Origin of the sequence: Pannonibacter sp. SL95 (genome assembly GCF_026672425.1) — a bacterium.
Lineage (GTDB): Bacteria > Pseudomonadota > Alphaproteobacteria > Rhizobiales > Stappiaceae > Pannonibacter.
The window spans coordinates 76,957-95,910 of record NZ_JAPPRC010000004.1 but is presented as its reverse complement, the minus strand read 5'-3'; the positions used below and the strand labels follow the sequence as shown (position 1 = coordinate 95,910).

Here is an 18,954-nt window from a genome sequence, read left to right as displayed (position 1 = left end):
AGGTGACCTGTCGAGGTGCAAGGCAGGTGTTTCGTCAGGCGGGACCCCGGTCCCGGCTCAAGGCCGGGACAGCAAGGCACAGGCTGCGGCCTTAACGGGCGGCCTGATCCGTGCCGGAGCCATCGAGCTTCAGCTTGGCAGCTTCCACGATCATCTGACCGCTCTTGGTCGGGATCGAGATGCGGTAGGGGACCAGAACGTCATTGCGACCCATCGGAGCCAGCCAGGTCTCGATATCGGCGCTGGCCATCTGCTGGACCTGCTCACGGCCCGGGCGATGCCCGGCAACGGGGATCCACTTGGCGGAACAGACCACCACCGGGCCATCGTAGCCACGGCCGGAAACCTCACGCGTTTCCTTGTAGCTCAGCTGGATGTCAAAGCGCGTCCAGCCGTCAAAGACGGGGAGCTTGCGGTTGCAGGCTGCGGGCGAGAGCCCGGCCTTGCCGGACGACACCGGCATCAGGGCCGCGCTCAGCGGGTCCATCGCGTTCTGCCGATGCTTCTTGGTGACCTCGATGCGATCCGGCACCGGCTTGAACGCCGGCGTTGCCTCGTAGTCGCGGATGCTGCCCGAGCCCTGCAGCAGCGAGACGTAGAAGTCGCGGCTCGCGGCCTGGGAGGTCATCGTGTATTTCGACGGCACCACCTTGGTGCCCACCAGCCAGCCGGAGGCCTCAGCGCCGCCCTTGCCGGTGGAGAAGACACTGCCGATGCCTGCCGGCTCGATGCCGACCTTCGCCGAGTAGGCGTTGCCCTGCAGAACGAGCGACATGGTGCCCCGGCCGACCGTCAGGCCTGCGACCGTAATGTCGTAGAGGCCGCCGACCTTGGTGCTTTTGGCGAGCGCAGCCTCACCGGCCAGCGCGGCCGCAAGAAGGCCTGCGCCGGCAGAGATGGTCACGCGCCATCCGGCTTTCGTCATCCTCGACACAACATGTCCTCCTCGGTGTCCCGTCCATCCTGACGGGTCCGGTGCGATTTACTCAGGGCTGACCGGCATTGTCACTCAGGCGCGTGACGACAACCGGCGGAAACTTGGGTAGACCGGCGACACGGCAAAGGGCGCGGGCGCTGGCTCGACACGGTGATTTTCCGGGCAGCTTGGTAACTGCTTGGTTAAAATATCGCGTTTCGCCACCAAAAACCATTGTTTGGTACTCGTTCGTCGGCGAAGCCTTGACGTTGTCCGTCCAGGCCAGTATACGAACCCCGATTTTTCCGAAATTGGCCGGTGGTGACGTTGCCGGACCTCGCGGTCCGCCGCAAATCGGCTGTAACAATCCCGGGACCCTTGTGGCCCGGACAGAAGTATAAAGGGTGATCCCATGGCACGCCGCTGCGAGCTGACCGGCAAGGACGTGATGTCCGGCAACAACGTTTCTCACGCCAACAACAAGACCCGTCGCCGGTTCCTGCCGAACCTGTGCAACGTCTCGCTGATCAGCGACACGCTGGGTGCCAGCTTCAAGCTGCGCATTTCCGCGCACGCCCTGCGTTCGGTCGAGCATCGTGGCGGCCTCGATGCCTTCCTCGTCAAGGCTTCCGATGGTGAACTGTCCGACAAGGCCCGCCTGATCAAGGCAGAGGTCAAGCGTCGTCAGGCTGAAGCTGCGTGAGACCACACCCCAAGGGTGACATGATGAACAAGGCCGAGACTTTCTCTGCCGGACGGATCGCCATCGCAGTCACTGCGATGGCGATTGTCGTTCTGGCGTCCAACTATCTGGTGCAGTTCCCGGTTCAGGGCACGCTCGGCGGCATCGTGCTGGCCGATCTGCTGACCTGGGGTGCGTTCACCTATCCGGCGGCGTTTCTCGTCACCGATCTGACCAACCGCCGCTTTGGCCCGAAGGCCGCGCGCCAGGTGGTCTATGCCGGCTTCGTGCTGGCGGTGGCCCTGTCGATCTGGCTGGCGACGCCGCGCATTGCCATTGCCTCCGGCACGGCTTTCCTGGTGGCGCAGCTGCTGGATGTGACCGTGTTCAACCGGCTGCGTCAGGCAACCTGGTGGAAGGCGCCGTTCATTTCGTCGCTGCTGGGCTCGATCATCGACACGATCATCTTCTTCTCGATCGCTTTTTCGCCGCTGTTCGGTGGCGATGACGCCTTCGCGCTGGAGCTGGCCCCGCTGTTCGGCGTGTTTGCCACGGACGTGCCGCGCTGGATCTCCTGGGCGCTGGGTGACTTCTCGGTGAAGATGCTGGTGGCGATCGCGCTGCTTGCGCCGTACCGCGTGCTGATGGCGATCATCATGCCCGCGCCGCAGCAGAGCGCGGCCTGACAGCACGGCTTGCGATGAAACGAAAAAAGCCCCGGGCCGATGGTCCGGGGCTTTTTTTTACGTGTAGCTGGCGTCAACCCGGGCGCAGCGAAGCGGAGGCCCGGGGTCTACTCGTTTACAGAGCAGCAGGGTTCGCTCCAGCGCCAGGCACGCGGCTGCCGTTGCGCCTCGGCTCATCTCTTCGGCTCTGCAAACGAGTTGGCCCCGGCTCTCGCGGTGCTCGGCCGGGGTGACACGGAGCAAGATGCTCACCTTCGGCTGGGCCGGGATGACGCGGGTGGGATTGTCTGATCCGGGCCTTCTTGCTTCCGGCGGTCTAGTCGTTGAGGCGGAAGCGCAACAGCAGGGTGCGCTGGAGCAGGGAGCGGTTGTCGTCGGAGAGCAGCGTCAGGATCGTGCGGCCTGCAGCGTCCTGATGCACCGCCAGCCCTTCCATGTTGTCGATCTGGTGCGACGGGCCGGCTTCCATCAGGACCGTCCCCTTGAGCACGGCACCGGGCTTTACCTCGGCGGCGGCAAAGCGGCGCAGGCGCATGCCGACCCAGTCGCGCAGGTTGAAGCGGCGCTCCAGCAGCAGCAGATCGCCGCCGGGCAGGAAGGCGGCGTCGGTAGCGTCGTAATTGTCGGAGCGCTCGATCTCGAAGCTGCCGGCGCGCGGGCCGCCGATGATGAAACCGGGCAGGTTGTGCGCCTGGCTCTGGCCGCGCTCGCCGATGGCCACCAGCGCGCCGCCGAGCGGGCCGTCGTCAGGAGCGGCGGCGAGGGCCTCAATGCCCTTGTTGCCGCGCAGTTCGCGCAGGGCCTTGGGCGTCTCGACACCGGAGATCAGCCGGCTGGAACCACTGGTCAGCGGCCAGGCAAAGCGCAGGATGCGGTTGCTGCGCTCGGAGGCGACAAACAGCTCCTGCTTGCCGCGATTGCGGCCAAGCGTGACGGCCTCCGTGTCGCTGGAGCTGGTCTTGCGCAGCTCGACGCCCTTGGCATCGAGCATGGGGGCAAAGCGGGGATTGCGCAGGGCCATGGGCGCGCCGTCCGGCGACTGCTGGATGCCTGCTGCGAACCAGAGGCCGTTGTCGGTGACGGCCAGTATGTCCGAACCGCCGTCCAGGATGATCAGGCCGGAGAGGCCGCCGACATCGCGGTTCGACGAGGTGAGGTCGAGGCCGCCGAGGAACGTCAGGCTGCCGAAGCCGGTGGCATCGCTGCCCTGCTGGAACCGTTCGATGCGCGCGGCGGAAATGGCGACCGGCGTGCCATCGGCCAACAGCGGGCCGACGGCGAGCGTCGGCGTGGCAAGGCTCAGGACCAGCGCCAGACCGAGGCCTGGCGCTGACAGGCCGGCCCAGCGGAACCGGCCGGTCATGCGCGCCGTCTTGCTCTGCCGCGACCTGCGCCACGGCCACCGGTGGCCTGCTGCGAGGTGTCCTCGAACAGGTCGGCGAGCTGATCGGTCATGGCGCCCGCCAGTTCCTCCGCGTCAACGATGGTCACGGCGCGGCTGTAGTAGCGGGTGACGTCATGGCCGATGCCGATGGCGATGAGTTCCACCGGCGAGCGGTTCTCGATCTCGTCGATGACGAAACGCAGATGGCGCTCGAGATAGTTGCCCGGGTTGACCGACAGGGTGCAGTCGTCCACCGGCGCGCCGTCGGAGATCATCATCAGGATGCGCCGGTTTTCCGGGCGGGCGAGCAGGCGGCGGTGGGCCCAGTCAAGCGCCTCGCCGTCGATGTTCTCCTTCAGGAGCCCCTCGCGCATCATCAGGCCGAGATTGCGGCGCGAGCGGCGCCAGGGCGCGTCGGCGGCCTTGTAGATGATGTGGCGCAGGTCGTTGAGGCGGCCGGGCTGGGCCGGCTTGCCAGCGGCCAGCCAGGCCTCGCGCGACTGCCCGCCTTTCCAGGCCTTGGTGGTGAAGCCGAGGATCTCGACCTTGACGCCGCAGCGCTCCAGCGTGCGCGCAAGAATATCGGCGCAGGCGGCGGCGACGGTGATCGGGCGGCCGCGCATGGAGCCGGAATTGTCCAGCACCAGGGTCACCACGGTGTCGCGGAAGTTGGTGTCGCGCTCCTGCTTGAACGCCAGCGGCTGCATCGGGTCGATTACGGCGCGGGTGAGGCGGGCGGTGTCGAGGATGCCTTCCTCGAGATCGAAGTCCCAGGAGCGGTTCTGCTGCGCCATCAGCTTGCGCTGCAGACGGTTGGCAAGGCGGGCGACGGCGCTCTGCAGGTTGACGAGCTGCTTGTCGAGGAAAGCGCGCAGGCGCTCCAGCTCGGCGACGTCGCACAGATCCTCCGCCGAGACTTCCTCGTCGAAGCGGGTGGTGTAGACGCGGTAGTCGGTGACCGGCTTGTTCGACTGGGGCAGCTCGCGGCGCTGGCTTTCGCCCGGCTCCTCGGCCTCCATGTCGAGGTCCTGGTCCTCCATGTCGAAACTGTCGCTGTCAGCAGCTTCGGTCTCGCCGGCGGCCATTTCCTCGCCGGTGACTTCGGTTTCCTGCGGCGCGGTTTCTTCCTCGCCTTCCTGCTCCTGGTTGTCGGAGCCGGTTTCGGAATCCTCGTTGCGGCCGCTGTCGTCGCTTTCTTCCGGGTCTTCGGTCTTGTCGGGCTCGTCGCCGAAGTCCTCGCCCATGTCCAGGGCGGTCAGGACGCTGCGCATCTGGCCGGCGAAGGCGGCCTGATTGTCGAGGCGGGTGACCAGCCGGTCGAGATCCTTGCCGGCTTTCTGCTCGATCCAGTCGCGCCACAACGACACGAGCTTTGCGGCCGCCGGCGGGGGCGGCGCGCCGGTGAGGCGCTCGCGTACGATCAGCGACAGGGCATCAACCAGCGGCGCATCCTCGCGCCGGGACACGTCCATCGCGCCCTGACGTGTGTAGCGGTCGTCGAGCATGACCGAGAGATTATCGGCAACGCCCGGCATGCGGGACGCGCCGACGGACTCGCAGCGGGCCTGTTCGACGGCGTCAAAGATGACGCGCGCGTCGCCGCCCTTCGGCATGGATTTCTGGTGGACCTTTGCATCATGGCAGGCAAGGCGCAGCGCCATCGAATCCGACAGGCCACGGGTGATGGCGATGTCGCGCGACGATGGCTTGCGGGCCGGCTCGGGCAGACGGGCGGAACCGCCCGCCAGCGCCGGACGGTCGCCGGAGAAGATGACTTCAAGCTCGGACGTGCCGGCGATGGCGCGCATCGTGCCGGCAACGGCCTGCTTGAAGGGCTCGTTCGGCGCCTGTCCCTTGGTGCCGCCGCCGCTGTTGCTGCCTGGACCTGCCATGGTGCTCAGCTCATAACCAGTTTGATCGAGGACTCAGGCAGTTCCTCGCCAAAGCAGCGCTGGTAGAACTCCGCAACCAGCGACCGCTCGGTGTCGTCGCACTTGTTGAGGAAGGTCAGGCGGAACGCGAAGCCGACGTCACCGAAGATCTCGGCGTTTTCGGCCCAGGTGATCACGGTGCGCGGGCTCATGACCGTCGACAGGTCGCCGTTGACGAAAGCGGAACGGGTCATGTCGGCAAGCCGCACCATCTTCGAGACGGTCGCACGGCCCTCGGCACCCTGGAAGTGCTTTGCCTTGGCCATCACGATGCCGACTTCATTGTCATGCGGTAGATAGTTCAGCGCGGTGACGATCGACCAGCGGTCCATCTGCGCCTGGTTGATCTGCTGCGTGCCATGATAGAGGCCGGATGTGTCGCCGAGACCAATCGTGTTGGCGGTGGCGAACAGGCGGAAGCAGGGGTGCGGGCGGATGACGCGGCTCTGGTCGAGCAGGGTCAGGCGGCCGGAGGATTCCAGCACGCGTTGGATCACGAACATCACGTCCGGACGGCCGGCGTCATATTCGTCGAACACCAGCGCGATGTTGTGCTGGTAGGCCCAGGGCAGAATGCCATCGCGGAATTCGGTGACCTGCTTGCCATCCTTGAGGACGATCGCGTCCTTGCCGATCAGGTCGATACGGCTGATATGGCTGTCGAGGTTGACGCGGACGCAGGGCCAGTTGAGGCGCGCTGCAACCTGTTCGATGTGGGTGGACTTGCCCGTGCCGTGATAGCCGGTCACCATCACACGGCGATTGCGCGCAAAGCCGGCGAGAATGGCCAGCGTCGTCGGCCGGTCGAACAGGTAATCAGGATCCACGTCCGGCACATGCTCGGTCGGGGTCTTGTAGGCAGGCACTTTCAGGTCACTGCGGAAGCCGAACACCTCTTCGACGGAAACTTCGGTGTCGGGCATGCCTTCGGCCACGGTCATCTTGTCAGTCATCGGTCCTCCGCTGCCTCGGCCGGGCCGGGGTCAGGGTCATGTGGGGAAAGCCGGCGCGAACGCACCAGCTAGCAGAAACCGGCTTTCTTCAGGACGTTATAGGCCTGAATGATCTGCCGCAGGCGATCCTCGGACGACCGGTCACCACCATTGGCATCCGGATGATTGAGTTTCACCAATTCCTTATAGCGCGCCTTGATCTCGTCGCCACGCGCCTTCTCCGACAGATTGAGCACATCAAACGACCGCTTTTCAAGGGCGAGAAGCTTGCGATCCCGCGTGTGCGTCGTTCCGCCATGCCGGGCATACGCGCGGGGCCGGGCGTTCGTGCGTGGATCATGCCCATCAGGCCCCTGTGCGGCCTCCTTGTTGACGCCCATCTTCCAGGTCGGCCGGTGTCCGGTCAGCGCGTCCTTCTGGTAGATGCGGACCGCGTCGTCATCCATGCCGGTGAAGTAGTTGTACGTCTTGTTGTAGTCCCGCACGTGATCGATGCAGAAAAAGAAGTACTGCCCCTCGCGGTCGCGGCCCTGAGGCGCCTTGTGGGTGCCGGGGCGCGCGCAGCCGGGGTGCTGGCAGGGCGGGAAGATGTCTTCATCGACCCGGTCCTTGTCTGGTTTGACGCGGATCCGGTCGAACAGTTTGGAATCCAGTTTCATGGGCCCGATTATGGAGAGGGTGGCTCGAACGAACAAGGTTAGCGGGGGGAATAAAAGAAAGGGTTTCCGTCCGGCGGGCATCCTTGCAACAGGGTTGACGCGCGGGGGGCATATGGACAGAACATAGTGCATGACCATTCGCCAGCAGATGACCGACCTCCTGACCGATGCCTTCGCGCCGAGCGAACTCACGGTCATCGACGAATCCGACAAGCACAAGGGCCATGGTGGCTGGCGCGAGGGCGGGGAAACCCACTTCCGTGTCCGCATTGTTGCCGAGGCCTTCGCCGGCAAGGGACGGGTCGACCGTCACCGGGCGATCAACGGCGTGCTTGCCCCCTGCTTCGCCGCCGGTGTGCATGCGCTGGCCATCGAAGTTCGGTCCCCGGACGAGCCGGACCCGCGCGCTGCCCGGGTGAGCGGAGCGGTTTGAGGGGTAACACCCTCCGCGCTGTCCCGGCAGCCTCACCTTCGTCGCTCCTGCGCAGGCAGGAGCCTAGTAACCGAGGTGGTTGGCGGTGGGCACTGGCGGTGCCTCGTGCTGATGTTTGGCTTGGATTCCCGCTGAAAATCCCAAAGTGCACCGTGGGTACTGGGCTCCTGCCTTCGCAGGAGCGACGAGGGGAGGGGGCCGTGACCGGTTCTTGGCTCCCTGCCCCAAAACGGACTAACCCACTTTCGCTGGCGTGGCGGTCTGCTTCTCCGCCCTTGCGTCCTGGGCCTTGGCGGCGGATTTGATGTCCTTGGCGTTGAGCGGCATGATGCGCAGGCGGGTGATGCGGTTGCGTTCGCGGCGCAGGACGGTGAAGCGGAAGCCGTGGAAGGTGAAGATCTGCCGCTCGTCGGGGATCATCCGGGCCTCGTGGATGACGAGGCCGGCGATGGTGGTGGCCTCGTCGTCGGGCAGGTTCCAGTCGTTGGCGCGGTTGAGGTCGCGGATGGGAACCGAGCCATCGACAATGACCGAGCCATCGGCCTGCGGCCGCACGCCGGTCAGTTCGATGTCGTGCTCGTCGGCGATCTCACCGACGATTTCCTCGAGAATGTCTTCCAGCGTCACCAGCCCCTGCACCTCGCCGTATTCGTCAATGACAAAGGCGAAATGCGACTTGCGCTTGAGGAAGGCGTTGAGCTGGTCCTGCAGGCTGGTGGTGTCGGGCACGAACCAGGGCGGCGTAGCGATCTTCATCACGTCCAGCCGGCTGAAGTCGCCATCGGCGGCCTTCAGGGCGCGCAGCAGATCCTTGGCATGCAGGACGCCGACGAAATTGTCGCTTTCGCCTTTCCACAGCGGCATGCGGGTGTAGGGCGCAGCAAGGGCAGCATCGACAAGCTTTGACACGTCCTCATCGACATTGAGGGCCATCATGTTGGTGCGGTGGACCATCACGTCGGAGACTTCGAGCTCGGCGAGGTCGAGCAGGCCGCCGAGGCGGTCGCGGTCGGCCTTGACGAGGCCGCCTTCCAGATGCTGCAGGTCAACGGCGCCGCGCAGCTCGTCATGGGCGGAGAGCACTGCCGCGTTGTCGTCAACGCGCACGCCGAAGATGCGCAGGATCAAGCGCACGATCCATTCGATGGTGATCACCACCGGGCCGAAGACCGCGACGAGGATCCGAACCAGCGGCGCAACGGCGAGGGCAAAGCGGTCCGGGTTGGAAATGGCCCAGGTCTTGGGCATAACCTCCGACAGCACCACGACGAGCACCGTCATGACCAGCGTCGCGATGGCGACACCGGCCTCGCCGAACAGGCCGAGAAACAGGCTGGTGGCCAGCGACGAGGCGAGAATGTTGACGATGTTGTTGCCGAGCAGCAGCGCGCCGATGAGGCGCTCGCGCGTCATGATCAGCCGAGCAACCAGTGCGGCCCGCCCGTCCCCGGCCTTTTCCATCTGGTGCATGCGCGCGCGGGAGGCGGCTGTCAGGGCCGTCTCCGAGCCGGAGAAGAAGGCCGACATGACCAGGAGGCAGAGGATGGCGCCTGCCGTGACCCAAAGCGTCGTTTCGATCATGATCGCAGCTTCTCCTCCAGGAAGGTGAGCACGGCAGCAGGGTCAACGCCCTTTTCGACGAAGGCCTGTCCAATGCCACGGGTGAGAATGAAGGTAAGCGCGCCGCGGCTGACCTTCTTGTCCTGGGCGATGATGTCCAGCAGCGTTTGCGCCGGTGGCATCTGGCCCGGGATCTGGCCGATGCGCGTCGGCAGCCCGACCTCGGCGAGATGCGCGGTGACCCGGTCGACGACGGCATCGTCGATGAGGCCAAGGCGGGCAGAGAACTGATGCGCTAGGGTCATGCCGATGGACACGCCCTCGCCATGCACCAGGCGCTCGTTGGCGTAGTCGACGGCCGATTCCAGCGCGTGGCCAAAGGTGTGGCCGAGGTTGAGCAGGGCGCGCTGGCCGGCCTCGCGCTCGTCGGCGGACACGGTTGCCGCCTTGGCCAAGCAGGAGCGGGCGACGGCTTCCTCGCGGGCCGGTGCGCCCGAGACGATATCGCGCCAGTTGGTCTCAAGCCAGGCGAAGAACTCGGCATCGCCGAGGAGGCCGTATTTCACCACTTCCGCATAGCCGGCGCGGAATTCGCGTTCGCTCAGCGTGTCGAGCAGGGCGGTGTCGGCAAGGACGAGATCCGGCTGGTGGAAGGCACCGATGAGGTTCTTGCCATGACGGGAGTTGATGCCCGTCTTGCCGCCGACGGAGCTGTCGACCTGGGACAGGAGCGTGGTCGGGATCTGGATGAAGCTCATGCCCCGGCGCACGGAAGCGGCCACGAAGCCGGCCAGATCGCCGACGACGCCGCCGCCGAAGGCGAGCACCGCATCGCCGCGTTCCAGGCGGGCAGCCAGAACCTCGTCGCACAGGCGCTGGTATTCGGCAAAGCACTTGGTCTGCTCGCCCGGCGGGACGGTCATCACCGTGTAGCCGACGCCGGCGGCATCAAGGCTTGCGGTGAGCGTGGAGAGATGCAGCCGGGCGACGGTGGCATCGGTGATGATGGCGAGCCGGCCGCCCGGCATCAGCGCGGCAATGCGCTCGCCCGCAGAGGCGAGGAGGCCGCGGCCGATGAGGATGTCATAGGACCGGTCCCCCAGGTCAACGGGAACGGTGATGGGCGGCGTGTGCGTCGGCAGGGTCATGGTCACTCGGAGGTCTTGTCCGGCCCGAGGGACAGATGGTCCTCAAGGGCGAGCATGATGTCTTCCATCACGGTTTCATGGGGCACGTCCCGGGACCAGACCGCAAGATCGGCCAGGGCATAGACGGGTTCGCGTTTTTCCAGGAGGGCGCGCATGGTGCCTTCCGGGTCGGCATTCTGCAGCAGCGGCCGCGTCGGCCGCTTGCGCACGCGGCTCATGACCGTGTCGAAATCGGCGCGCAGCCAGACGGAGACCGCGGTGCGGGCGATTTCTTTGCGGGTGGCTTCGCTCATGTAGGCGCCGCCGCCGGTGGCCAGAACCATCGGCCCTTCCTGCAAGAGGCGGGCGATGACGCGTTCCTCGCCGCGGCGGAACTCCGGTTCGCCATGCACGGCGAAGATCTCGGAGATCGTCATGTTGGCAGCGGTCTCGATCTCGGTGTCGGCGTCGACAAAGGGCAGGCCGAGGCGCTGGGCAAGACGGCGGCCGACGCTGGACTTGCCGCAGCCCATGATGCCGACCAGCACCAGACAGCGGCTTCCAAGGGCCGCAACGAGCCGGGCTGCGCGTTCGTCGGTGATGAGTGTGCCCGATCCGGCTGCCCCCACGGCTGTCCTCCCTTGTGTCTGTTACCGGGCCTTTTATCATATTCCGACAAAATGCAAGCGCGTCGCAATTGAGTCGATGCAAGGAGTTGCCGAAGCCGTGCCCACGCTGACCCGTCTCATTGTCTCCGTGCTCGTGCTGGCGGGGCTCGGTTATGGCGCGGTGTTTGCGCTGGCGAACCTGGTCGAGCCGCGCGAGCGGGAAATCACGGTCCGGGTGCAGAAGGACGGGTTCGCGCGATAGCGCGGCGCGGCGGGGGCTGGAGCAATGGCGGGTGATTCCGGCATCGAGACCTTTCTGGAAATGCTGGCGGCGGAACGTGGCGCGGCGCTGAACACGCTGGAAAGCTACCGGCGGGATCTGGAGGACTTTGCCGAGTTTCTGGGGTCGACGCGCGTCTCGGACGCGGACCAGGACGATGTCAGCGCCTATCTTAGCGACCTGACGGCGCGTGGCTTTGCCGCGTCCTCGCAAGCCCGGCGGCTGTCGGCGCTCAGGCAGTTCTTCAAGTTCCTGTTTGCGGAAGGCCGGCGCAAGGACGAGCCGACGCGAATCCTGTCGGCGCCGAAGAAACGGCAGGCGCTGCCCAAGGTGCTGAGCGTGGCCGAGGTGGACCGCCTGATCGAGGCGGCTCGGTTCGATGCGGTGCAGGTGCACGAGACGCCTGGGCGGCAGCTCAGGGCCTCACGGCTCTACACGCTGCTGGAGGTGCTCTATGCCTCGGGGCTGCGCGTGTCCGAACTGGTGGCGCTGCCGGTGCGGGCGGCCTTGCGCGATGCGCGGCTGATCGAGATCCGCGGCAAGGGCGGCAAGGAGCGGCTGGTGCCGCTGAGCCCGCGCGCGCAAGAGGCGATGCGGGCCTATGTGGCGCTGCGCAAGGCCGAGGATGCCTTCGCCGAGAGCCCCTGGCTGTTCCCGTCCTATTCGGAAAGCGGGCATTTCACCCGGCAGGCCTTTGCCCGTGACCTGAAGGCGCTGGCGGTGGGCGTCGGGCTTCAGGCCGACCAGGTGTCGCCGCATGTGCTGCGGCACGCCTTTGCCTCGCATCTGCTGCAGAACGGCGCGGACCTGCGTGTGGTGCAGCAGCTTCTGGGGCATGCCGATATCTCGACGACGCAAATCTACACCCATGTGCTCGACGAGCGCTTGCGCGATCTCGTCGAGACACATCACCCGCTTGCGAAGGCCTGAGGCTCAGCGGGACCTGGCGAGGGCCGGCGGTGGCGTTGCCGGCAGCAGGGTCTCGAGGGTCCGGGCAACGGCGAGGAGATGCCGGTCGGAATGGGCCGGGCCGTCAATTTCGAGACCAACGGGCAGACCGTCCGCCGTTACGCCAGCCGGCAGCGAGATGCCCGGGATGGCGGCATTCGATCCCGGATCCGTGTTGCGGATGAAGGTCGGGAAGGTCGGAACCTCGACGCCATCGAGGCGGACCGTGCGGTCGGAGGTGGCGATCGGCGTGGCGGCCAGCGGCACGGTCGGGAAGACCAGCGCATCAAGCCGTTCGCGCGCGAAGACTTCTGCATAGGCGGCCTGAAGCCGGGGCCGCAGATCCTGCATCGCCTCCTGATAGACCGCATCGGGGATCGCGCCGGCGCCAGTCACATACTCGGAGAAGACATAGGCGACGTCCGGGCTGGCGATTGCGGCGGCAAGGCCCTCGAGCGTGACGCCAGTTTCATTGGCCGCGAGAAACTCCGCCATGTCGCGGCGGATCTCGTAGAGCGCGATGGCGATGCCGACCCGGTCGCTGAGGTCGCGGATGTCCGTCAGGTCGACAGGAACAAGGGTTACGCCGGCCTGGCGCAGCCTGTCGAGTGCAGTCTCGAACACGGCGGCTGTCGCCGGATCGAGGCCTTGCGTGAAGGGAGCGGCAAGGCCGAGGCGAATCGACTGCGGGGCGACGTCCGGCAGCTCGACGGTTGCGCCGGTGATGACCGCATCGAGAAGCGCAAGATCGGCGACGCTGCGGGCCATCGGGCCGGCGGTGTCACGGGTGCGGGCAATCGGGACGATGCCTGCCCCCGGATAGCGGCCGACGGTGGGGCGCAGAGCCGAGATGCCGTTGAGGGCTGCAGGAATGCGGACCGAACCGCCGGTGTCAGTGCCAAGACCGGCCGGGGCGAGGCGCGCGCCGATGGCGGCGCCGGTGCCGCCACTGGAGCCGCCGGGCGATCCGGTCCGGTGCATAGGCATTGGCGACGGCACCGAAGGCGGAATTGTTCGAGGTGATGCCGAAGGCCAGCTCGTGCATGTTGGTCTTGCCGAGAATGATCGCCCCGGCGGCGCGCAGCCGCGCGACCACGGGCGCATCCGTTGCCGGCACCCAGTCCTTCAACGCCGGCGTTCCGGCGGTATTGGGCAGGCCGGCGACGGCGATGTTGTCCTTGATCACCAGCGGCACGCCCTGCAGCGGGCCGGAAGGCGCAGCACCCGCCGCGTCAGACGCGGCTGCGGCCGCGCGTGCACCGGCTTCGTCGAGGGTGATGAAGATGTTGTCGCCTGCCCGCGCCTTCGCAGCCTCCAGCAAGGTGGCCACAAGAGCGGTGGTGGTCAGGCTGCCGGACGCACGGGCGGCCTGAAGGTCGGAAATGGTCATCTCGCGCATGGTGCCCTCTGGCCGTCGTTTCCGGGAGCAGACAAGCTCCACCCACGACAATGACGCAGTCAAGCACAAGCGCCGTGCAACGGCACGCAAAGCTCGTCTACCTGCACGTTCAGGCAAGCGAGTTTGCAGCTTACGCAAGGGGCAAGGTGGCTCACACCGGCATCAGCGCCCAGTAGTCGAAGTCGAGGATGACGTTTTCGGCATAGACGCCGTTGTCATCGGAATAGGGGAAATCGGCGCAGGGGCGGTTCTTGGTGGCGACGAGGCGCAGGCGCAGGGCACCGACGTCGTTGCGGCCTTCGATCCGGGCGGTGTCGATGACTTCCGACCAGGCATAGACCGTGTCACCGGCGAAGAGCGGGGCGACATGGCGGCCGGCGTTGATCGCTGCGATGTGGAAGGCCGAACCGAGGCCATTGAAGGACAGGGCGCGTGCCAGCGAGATGACGTGTCCGCCATAGATCAGCCGGCGGCCGAAGCGGCCCTGACCTTCGGTGTGCTGGTTGAAATGCACCTTCGCGGTGTTCTGGTAGAGGCGCGTGGCCAGCATGTGGTCGGTTTCCTCGACCGTCATGCCGTCCACATGGTCAATGCGCTCGCCGGCAACATAGTCGGCAAAGCGGAAGCGGCTGCCGGCGAGGGCAGCGTCCCAGGCATGGGCAGACAGCATCGGGCAGGCATCACCGAGTGCATCGGGATCAATGCTTTCCGGGAGGGTCGGAACAACGGGAGCCGGCGCAGGGCTGCCCGGCTCGCGCTTGTTGACCATGACCCAGCGCACATAGTCGAGCACTTCCGTGCCGTCGGACTTGTAGCCGGTGGAGCGGACATAGACGACGCCGGTCTTGCCGTTGGAGTTTTCCTTGAGGCCGATCACCTCCGACACGGCTGAGAGGGTGTCGCCCGGGTAGACCGGCGCGAGGAAGCGGCCGCCAGCGTAGCCGAGATTGGCCACGGCATTGAGCGAGATGTCCGGAACGGTCTTGCCGAAGACGATGTGGAAGGTCAGCAGGTCATCGATCGGCGCGCGCGGATAGCCCAGCTTGCGGGCGAAGGCATCCGACGACTGCACGGCAAAGCGCGGGCCGTAGATTGCGGTGTAAAGGGCGACGTCGCCCTCGGTGACGGTGCGCGGCGTGGCATGGCGGATCACCTGGCCGACGTAGAAATCCTCGAAGAAATTGCCCGGGTTCGTCTTGGTCACGCCTGAACTCCCACTGCCACCGACCTGTTTCTGCCCGCGACTTTGACCTGTTGCTGCAATGCGAAGCAAGTGGGACCTTTGTCGGAGGTGCGGCTTGTCATGCGCGATGGCACAACCTACATCGGCGGCTACGAACAAACACGTATATTGGGGCCTCGCAGTCGGGTCGCATCGTGCCGGTGTCGGCATGTCGGGGTAAAGCGAATGGAAAACCTACTCGCCCTGGCCGGGCAAAACCTGCTGTCGCCGATCATCCTGTCCTTCGCGCTTGGGCTGGCGGCAGCACTCGGGCGATCAGACCTGTCGGTGCCGGAGGCCGCAGCCAAGGCGCTGTCGATCTACCTGCTGTTCGCCATCGGCTTCAAGGGCGGTGTCAGCGTGTCGTCACACGGGCTCGACGCGCGTCTCGGCCTGTCGCTTGTCGCGGGCGTGCTTTTATCCTTTGTCCTGCCGTTCATAGCCTATGGGCTGGTGCGCAGCCTGACGCGCCTGTCGGCGCTGGATGCTGCGGCCGTGGCGGGTCACTACGGGTCGATTTCCATCGTCACCTTCGTGGCGGCAAGCTCCGTGCTGCAGGGCAGCGGCATTCCGGGAGAAGGCTACATGGTGGCGGTGGCCGCTGCCATGGAGGCTCCGGCGATCCTTTCCGCGCTCTGGCTGGCCAGCCGCTCGCGCAAGCCGCAACCCGGCGCCGCAGCCGATCAGCATGACGGCGGCCTGATGCGCGAAATCCTGCTCAACGGTTCCATCGTGCTGCTGGTGGGCTCGTTCTTCATCGGCATGATCACCGGGCAGAAGGGCTTGAGCGAGATTGAAAGCTTCATCGTTGCCCCGTTCAAGGGCGTGCTGTGCCTGTTCCTGCTGGACATGGGACTGGTTGCCGGACGTGGCCTGCGCGCGGCGCGGGGGATCCTGTCGCCGGGGCTGGTCGGGTTCGGCGTCCTCATGCCGTTGATCGGTGCGCTGGCGGGTCTTGGGACCGGCGCCGTGCTGGGCCTGTCCACCGGCGGCGTGGTGCTGATGATGACGCTGTGCGCCTCGGCCTCCTACATTGCCGTACCGGCGGCGATGCGTGTAGCGCTGCCAGAGGCCAATCCGTCCGTCTACCTGACGGTGTCGCTCGGGATCACGTTCCCGTTCAACCTGACTGTCGGAATTCCGCTTTACATCGCAATCGCCACCGGGCTGGGCATCGGAGGGTAAGGGCATGCAGACGACCAAGGCAAAGCGCGTCGAGATCATCATCGAGGCTCCGATGGAGCGGCGCCTGACGCAGGCCCTGACGGCGGCTGGCGTGACCGGCTTCACCATCCTTCCGGTGCTGGGCGGCAGCGGCCGCTCGGGGCTTTGGAGCCGAGAGGGTCAGGTGTCGCTGGCCGGTGGCATGGTGGCCTTCATCTGCATCGTGAAAGAGGAACGGCTCGAAAACCTGCTGCAGAAGGCGATGCCGCTGGTTCAGCAGCATATTGGCGTCGTCAGCATCACCGATTGCGAGGTGCTGCGGGCGGAGCGGTTCTGACGACTGGTCGGGTTGTCTGCCTTTTAGCCGGTCCGCTGTTCTGCCGGGTTGACCGCAGACGGCATTCCATGACTGTATCCGCCCCAGCACCGGGGCGGCTTTGTCTGCGCCCGCGAGACGAACCTTGAATGCTGGCGAGGACACACATACGTGGCACATGACTTCCCCAATCATCTGGTCGCCGGTTATGGCCGCTATCTCAGCAAGGGCTATGTCCGGCATCGCGAGACGCAGGAACAGCTTGCCATCTATGGCCAGCGACCGGATGTGATGGTGATCTCGTGCTGCGACAGCCGCGTCACGCCAGAAGGCGTGTTCCATGTGGGACCAGGCGAATTGTTCGTCGTGCGCAACGTCGCCAATCTCGTGCCGCCCTATGAGGAAACCGACGGTCAACACGGCACCAGCGCGGCCATTGAATATGCCGTGCGGGTGCTCAAGGTGAAGCACATCGTCGTCATGGGCCACGCCAAATGTGGCGGCGTCCATGCCTTCCGCGAAAACGCCAATGCACCGCTGGCCACCGGCGCCTTCATTGGCCGCTGGATCAAGCTGCTGGAACCGGCGGCGATCGCCATGGCCTGCATGCCGGTCGACAAGCTCGATGATCCGCAGCTGGCTATGGAATATGCCGGGGTGCGCCAGTCGCTGAAAAACCTTGCGACCTTTCCCTTTGTCGACGAGGCCATGCGCAACGAAGGCCTGAAGGTGCACGGCGCCTGGTTCGACATCGGTTCTGGCGATCTCAGGATCATGGATCCGGAGACGAGCAAGTTCGAAAGCTGCGCGCCGGAGAATTTCGTCAGCGAAGCTGAAGCCAGCTGAACAGTGAGGGGACGGTTTTCGTCCCTGACAGGTCCCGGCTCAAGGCCGGGACAGCGCGGAGAGGCGGAGGGACCCTTGGGTCCTTTGCCGATGTCCGGGGCTTTGTCAGGTAGAAGACGAACCGAGACCTCACAGCCGTCATCCCGGCTCGGCGCTTCGCTTGGCCGGGATGACGATCGAGGGTTTGTCGGGAGCCTCGCGTTATGTCACTGGCGCGGGGAGGCGAGCACGAGGCTCCAGAACACCTTGTACTTGGAGTTCGGCGCGTAGGTGGTTGCGATCGCCATGCGGGTGGCCTGCGGGTCGAGCATCACCTTGTTGTGGCCCGGCGACTCGCGCCAGCCGGAGAAGGCTTCGGCAAGAGTGCGATAGCCGGCGCTGACGTTCTCGACACCGTTGGTCTTGGTCTCGCCGATGGCGTTCAAGCGGGTCTTCAGCTGGTTCTGCGGCTCAAGGGCCGCGCGGATGCTGTCGGCACTGGCGACGGCCTGGGCCTGCGCCTGGGCGATGGAGCCGAGGACCGGATCCAGCATCAGCGGCCGCAGGCCGTTGTTCTGCCGGTACTGGTTGATCATCTGCAGGGCGGCCTGCTGGTCGACATGGGCGTTTACCCTCGCCAGATCCCGGTAGAACGGGGGCAATTCGACGGGCTTTTCCGTCTGGCAGCCGGCAAGCGCCAGAACGCCTGCGGCCATCACAACCGCGGCAAGGCGCCGGCCGTTGCGCATCAGGCGGCCTGTCATCTTCAGTGTCATGTCTCGAACTTTCCTGCTGAGCCCCACGCCGTCGCGAATCAGCGGCGAGATTAGGCCGCTTCGCTGCAATGCGCCATGTCGAGCGCTGCGGAACGAGGAGATGCCTGGCTGTCACGTCCTTGAAATCGTTTTCATCTTCCCTTGGGGGATATCGTTAAAACTACATGCTATTGAACTTATGTTTACCCTCCTGTCATATAAACCGGGCAAAGAGAGCTCAATAGTCGAGGGGAATGCTGGGTCGTGCAGGATGAATTGGCCGAAAAGACCATCAAGGTGATCATTGCGGATGATTCTGGCACTGTGCGGAAGTTCATAGAAAAAGCTTTGCTGGCGACGGGGCGAAGCTTTGACATTACAATGGCGGCCGACGGTAAGGATGCTGTCGAGAAGCTGAGCCGTCAGGCCTTCGACATTGCTTTCCTCGATATCAACATGCCGCAGCTCAACGGCGTCGAGGTGATGGCGGCCATCCATGTGATGGGCTCCAAGACATTTGCCGTGTCCATGTCGGATGGTCTGGCGGAAGAGGCCGAGAAGAAGCTCAAGTCTTTTGGCGCCTATGATTTCCTGACCAAGCCCTTCAGCGCCAGCCAGGTGCGGCATGTGATCGAGGTCTACGAGACCATCAACATGCCGTTCGACGTCCTGGTCGTGGATGACTCCACGACGGTGCGGCGCATCGTGCGCAAGGTGCTGGAGCGGTCGATCTTCAAGCTGAACATCGTCGAGGCGGAAGACGGACATACGGCGATCAAGCGGGTGAGCGAAAAATCGTATCGCGTCATCTTCACCGATTTCAACATGCCGAACATGACCGGTCTGGAACTGGCGGAGCGTCTGGCGGGCCTGACACGGGCCTCGGATGTGATCCTGATGTCGACGGAATACAACACGACGCTGGACCAGGCGGCGGAGCGCGTGCGGGCCCGTGCGTTCCTGCGCAAGCCGTTCTATCCGGATGATGTGGACAGCATCCTGCATCACCTGTTCGGTCTGCGGCATTCGCACTTCTCCAAACAGGTGCGCATGTTCGCGATGACCTGAAACAGTCTCGGACTGATCCACGAAGGCCCGCCGGTTCG

The 18,954-nt window shown here is 65.3% G+C and carries 21 protein-coding genes; 9 read left to right on the top strand and 12 right to left on the bottom strand.

Going from position 1 to position 18,954, the window contains the following annotated elements; genetic code table 11:
- Positions 1-91: 91 nt before the first annotated feature.
- Positions 92-904, bottom strand: a complete 813-nt coding sequence (locus tag OVA12_RS10925) for a DUF3108 domain-containing protein (protein WP_268137247.1) — start codon at positions 902-904, stop codon at positions 92-94.
- 424 nt (positions 905-1,328) lie between these two features.
- Between OVA12_RS10925 and rpmB the strand changes: the two genes are divergently transcribed.
- Both rpmB and OVA12_RS10915 read left to right on the top strand, forming a co-directional pair.
- Positions 1,329-1,619 (top strand): 50S ribosomal protein L28, encoded by a 291-nt coding sequence (rpmB, locus tag OVA12_RS10920; RefSeq protein ID WP_268137245.1) that lies wholly within the window; start codon positions 1,329-1,331, stop codon positions 1,617-1,619.
- 23 nt (positions 1,620-1,642) lie between these two features.
- Positions 1,643-2,284: a queuosine precursor transporter gene (locus OVA12_RS10915; RefSeq protein WP_268138662.1), complete on the top strand. Its 642-nt coding sequence runs from the start codon at positions 1,643-1,645 to the stop codon at positions 2,282-2,284.
- Positions 2,285-2,600: 316 nt separating this feature from the next.
- On the opposite strand, the gene OVA12_RS10910 is transcribed toward OVA12_RS10915, so the two are convergent.
- From OVA12_RS10910 to OVA12_RS10895, 4 genes are all read right to left on the bottom strand, one after another.
- The gene (locus tag OVA12_RS10910; RefSeq protein WP_268137243.1) at positions 2,601-3,647 is read right to left on the bottom strand and encodes an esterase-like activity of phytase family protein; all 1,047 of its coding nucleotides are present in this window, start codon (positions 3,645-3,647) and stop codon (positions 2,601-2,603) included.
- A complete protein-coding gene (cobT, locus tag OVA12_RS10905) occupies positions 3,644-5,560 on the bottom strand; it encodes a cobaltochelatase subunit CobT (protein WP_268137242.1) in 1,917 nt (638 codons plus the stop codon). The genes OVA12_RS10910 and cobT overlap by 4 nt, the downstream gene beginning before the upstream one ends.
- A 5-nt stretch (positions 5,561-5,565) precedes the next feature.
- On the bottom strand, positions 5,566-6,552 hold the full coding sequence (cobS, locus tag OVA12_RS10900) for a cobaltochelatase subunit CobS (RefSeq protein WP_268137240.1): 987 nt from the start codon (positions 6,550-6,552) through the stop codon (positions 5,566-5,568).
- A gap of 68 nt (positions 6,553-6,620) precedes the next feature.
- Complete coding sequence (locus OVA12_RS10895; RefSeq protein ID WP_268137238.1) at positions 6,621-7,211, bottom strand: J domain-containing protein; 591 nt, start codon at positions 7,209-7,211, stop codon at positions 6,621-6,623.
- A 130-nt stretch (positions 7,212-7,341) separates the two neighbouring features.
- Between OVA12_RS10895 and OVA12_RS10890 the strand changes: the two genes are divergently transcribed.
- A complete protein-coding gene (locus OVA12_RS10890) occupies positions 7,342-7,644 on the top strand; it encodes a BolA family protein (RefSeq protein WP_268137236.1) in 303 nt (100 codons plus the stop codon).
- 234 nt (positions 7,645-7,878) lie between these two features.
- On the opposite strand, the gene OVA12_RS10885 is transcribed toward OVA12_RS10890, so the two are convergent.
- From OVA12_RS10885 to OVA12_RS10875, 3 genes are read right to left on the bottom strand one after another with little or no spacing between them, the layout of a single operon-like run.
- Entirely contained in the window at positions 7,879-9,225 is a 1,347-nt protein-coding gene (locus tag OVA12_RS10885; protein ID WP_268137234.1) for an HlyC/CorC family transporter, read from the bottom strand.
- Positions 9,222-10,352: a 3-dehydroquinate synthase gene (gene aroB, locus OVA12_RS10880; RefSeq protein ID WP_268138660.1), complete on the bottom strand. Its 1,131-nt coding sequence runs from the start codon at positions 10,350-10,352 to the stop codon at positions 9,222-9,224. Before aroB ends, OVA12_RS10885 begins: the two co-directional genes overlap by 4 nt.
- A 2-nt stretch (positions 10,353-10,354) precedes the next feature.
- Positions 10,355-10,960: a shikimate kinase gene (locus OVA12_RS10875; protein ID WP_268137232.1), complete on the bottom strand. Its 606-nt coding sequence runs from the start codon at positions 10,958-10,960 to the stop codon at positions 10,355-10,357.
- A gap of 76 nt (positions 10,961-11,036) precedes the next feature.
- Between OVA12_RS10875 and OVA12_RS10870 the strand changes: the two genes are divergently transcribed.
- The gene (locus tag OVA12_RS10870; RefSeq protein ID WP_268138741.1) at positions 11,037-11,201 is read left to right on the top strand and encodes a hypothetical protein; all 165 of its coding nucleotides are present in this window, start codon (positions 11,037-11,039) and stop codon (positions 11,199-11,201) included.
- A gap of 24 nt (positions 11,202-11,225) precedes the next feature.
- Positions 11,226-12,149: a site-specific tyrosine recombinase XerD gene (xerD, locus tag OVA12_RS10865; RefSeq protein ID WP_268137231.1), complete on the top strand. Its 924-nt coding sequence runs from the start codon at positions 11,226-11,228 to the stop codon at positions 12,147-12,149.
- A 3-nt stretch (positions 12,150-12,152) separates the two neighbouring features.
- On the opposite strand, the gene OVA12_RS10860 is transcribed toward xerD, so the two are convergent.
- The 3 genes from OVA12_RS10860 to OVA12_RS10855 all read right to left on the bottom strand — a co-directional run bounded on the left by OVA12_RS10860 (position 12,153) and on the right by OVA12_RS10855 (position 14,770).
- A complete protein-coding gene (locus tag OVA12_RS10860) occupies positions 12,153-13,154 on the bottom strand; it encodes an amidase family protein (protein ID WP_326493906.1) in 1,002 nt (333 codons plus the stop codon).
- Positions 13,060-13,566: an amidase family protein gene (locus OVA12_RS23905; RefSeq protein ID WP_326493905.1), complete on the bottom strand. Its 507-nt coding sequence runs from the start codon at positions 13,564-13,566 to the stop codon at positions 13,060-13,062. Before OVA12_RS23905 ends, OVA12_RS10860 begins: the two co-directional genes overlap by 95 nt.
- Positions 13,567-13,717: 151 nt before the next feature.
- Positions 13,718-14,770 (bottom strand): MaoC family dehydratase, encoded by a 1,053-nt coding sequence (locus tag OVA12_RS10855; protein ID WP_268137230.1) that lies wholly within the window; start codon positions 14,768-14,770, stop codon positions 13,718-13,720.
- Positions 14,771-14,974: 204 nt separating this feature from the next.
- On the opposite strand from OVA12_RS10855, the gene OVA12_RS10850 reads away from it, so the two are divergent.
- From OVA12_RS10850 to OVA12_RS10840, 3 genes are all read left to right on the top strand, one after another.
- Positions 14,975-15,973, top strand: a complete 999-nt coding sequence (locus tag OVA12_RS10850; protein WP_268137228.1) for a sodium-dependent bicarbonate transport family permease — start codon at positions 14,975-14,977, stop codon at positions 15,971-15,973.
- Between the two features lie 4 nt (positions 15,974-15,977).
- Positions 15,978-16,289: a P-II family nitrogen regulator gene (locus OVA12_RS10845; protein ID WP_106753717.1), complete on the top strand. Its 312-nt coding sequence runs from the start codon at positions 15,978-15,980 to the stop codon at positions 16,287-16,289.
- Positions 16,290-16,439: 150 nt separating this feature from the next.
- Positions 16,440-17,114 carry a carbonic anhydrase gene (locus OVA12_RS10840; protein WP_268137226.1) on the top strand — a complete coding sequence of 225 codons (675 nt, stop codon included), beginning with the start codon at positions 16,440-16,442 and terminating at the stop codon, positions 17,112-17,114.
- Between the two features lie 206 nt (positions 17,115-17,320).
- Here OVA12_RS10840 and OVA12_RS10835 read toward each other — a convergent pair whose 3' ends face one another.
- On the bottom strand, positions 17,321-17,869 hold the full coding sequence (locus tag OVA12_RS10835; RefSeq protein WP_268137224.1) for a CAP domain-containing protein: 549 nt from the start codon (positions 17,867-17,869) through the stop codon (positions 17,321-17,323).
- Between the two features lie 243 nt (positions 17,870-18,112).
- Here OVA12_RS10835 and OVA12_RS10830 point away from each other — a divergent pair, with 243 nt between their 5' ends.
- Positions 18,113-18,916 carry a response regulator gene (locus tag OVA12_RS10830; RefSeq protein ID WP_326493904.1) on the top strand — a complete coding sequence of 268 codons (804 nt, stop codon included), beginning with the start codon at positions 18,113-18,115 and terminating at the stop codon, positions 18,914-18,916.
- Positions 18,917-18,954: the final 38 nt, after the last annotated feature.

Coding starts and splice junctions, on each gene's coding strand:
- OVA12_RS10835 (WP_268137224.1), bottom strand. CDS start 17,869: ATGACACTGAAGATGACAGGCCGCCTGATGCGCAACGGCCGGCGCCTT.
- aroB (WP_268138660.1), bottom strand. CDS start 10,352: ATGACCCTGCCGACGCACACGCCGCCCATCACCGTTCCCGTTGACCTG.
- OVA12_RS10860 (WP_326493906.1), bottom strand. CDS start 13,154: ATGCCTATGCACCGGACCGGATCGCCCGGCGGCTCCAGTGGCGGCACC.
- OVA12_RS10870 (WP_268138741.1), top strand. CDS start 11,037: ATGCAAGGAGTTGCCGAAGCCGTGCCCACGCTGACCCGTCTCATTGTC.
- OVA12_RS23905 (WP_326493905.1), bottom strand. CDS start 13,566: ATGCGCGAGATGACCATTTCCGACCTTCAGGCCGCCCGTGCGTCCGGC.
- OVA12_RS10890 (WP_268137236.1), top strand. CDS start 7,342: ATGACCATTCGCCAGCAGATGACCGACCTCCTGACCGATGCCTTCGCG.
- OVA12_RS10915 (WP_268138662.1), top strand. CDS start 1,643: ATGAACAAGGCCGAGACTTTCTCTGCCGGACGGATCGCCATCGCAGTC.
- OVA12_RS10885 (WP_268137234.1), bottom strand. CDS start 9,225: ATGATCGAAACGACGCTTTGGGTCACGGCAGGCGCCATCCTCTGCCTC.
- OVA12_RS10895 (WP_268137238.1), bottom strand. CDS start 7,211: ATGAAACTGGATTCCAAACTGTTCGACCGGATCCGCGTCAAACCAGAC.
- cobS (WP_268137240.1), bottom strand. CDS start 6,552: ATGACTGACAAGATGACCGTGGCCGAAGGCATGCCCGACACCGAAGTT.
- xerD (WP_268137231.1), top strand. CDS start 11,226: ATGGCGGGTGATTCCGGCATCGAGACCTTTCTGGAAATGCTGGCGGCG.
- cobT (WP_268137242.1), bottom strand. CDS start 5,560: ATGGCAGGTCCAGGCAGCAACAGCGGCGGCGGCACCAAGGGACAGGCG.
- OVA12_RS10845 (WP_106753717.1), top strand. CDS start 15,978: ATGCAGACGACCAAGGCAAAGCGCGTCGAGATCATCATCGAGGCTCCG.
- rpmB (WP_268137245.1), top strand. CDS start 1,329: ATGGCACGCCGCTGCGAGCTGACCGGCAAGGACGTGATGTCCGGCAAC.
- OVA12_RS10850 (WP_268137228.1), top strand. CDS start 14,975: ATGGAAAACCTACTCGCCCTGGCCGGGCAAAACCTGCTGTCGCCGATC.
- OVA12_RS10910 (WP_268137243.1), bottom strand. CDS start 3,647: ATGACCGGCCGGTTCCGCTGGGCCGGCCTGTCAGCGCCAGGCCTCGGT.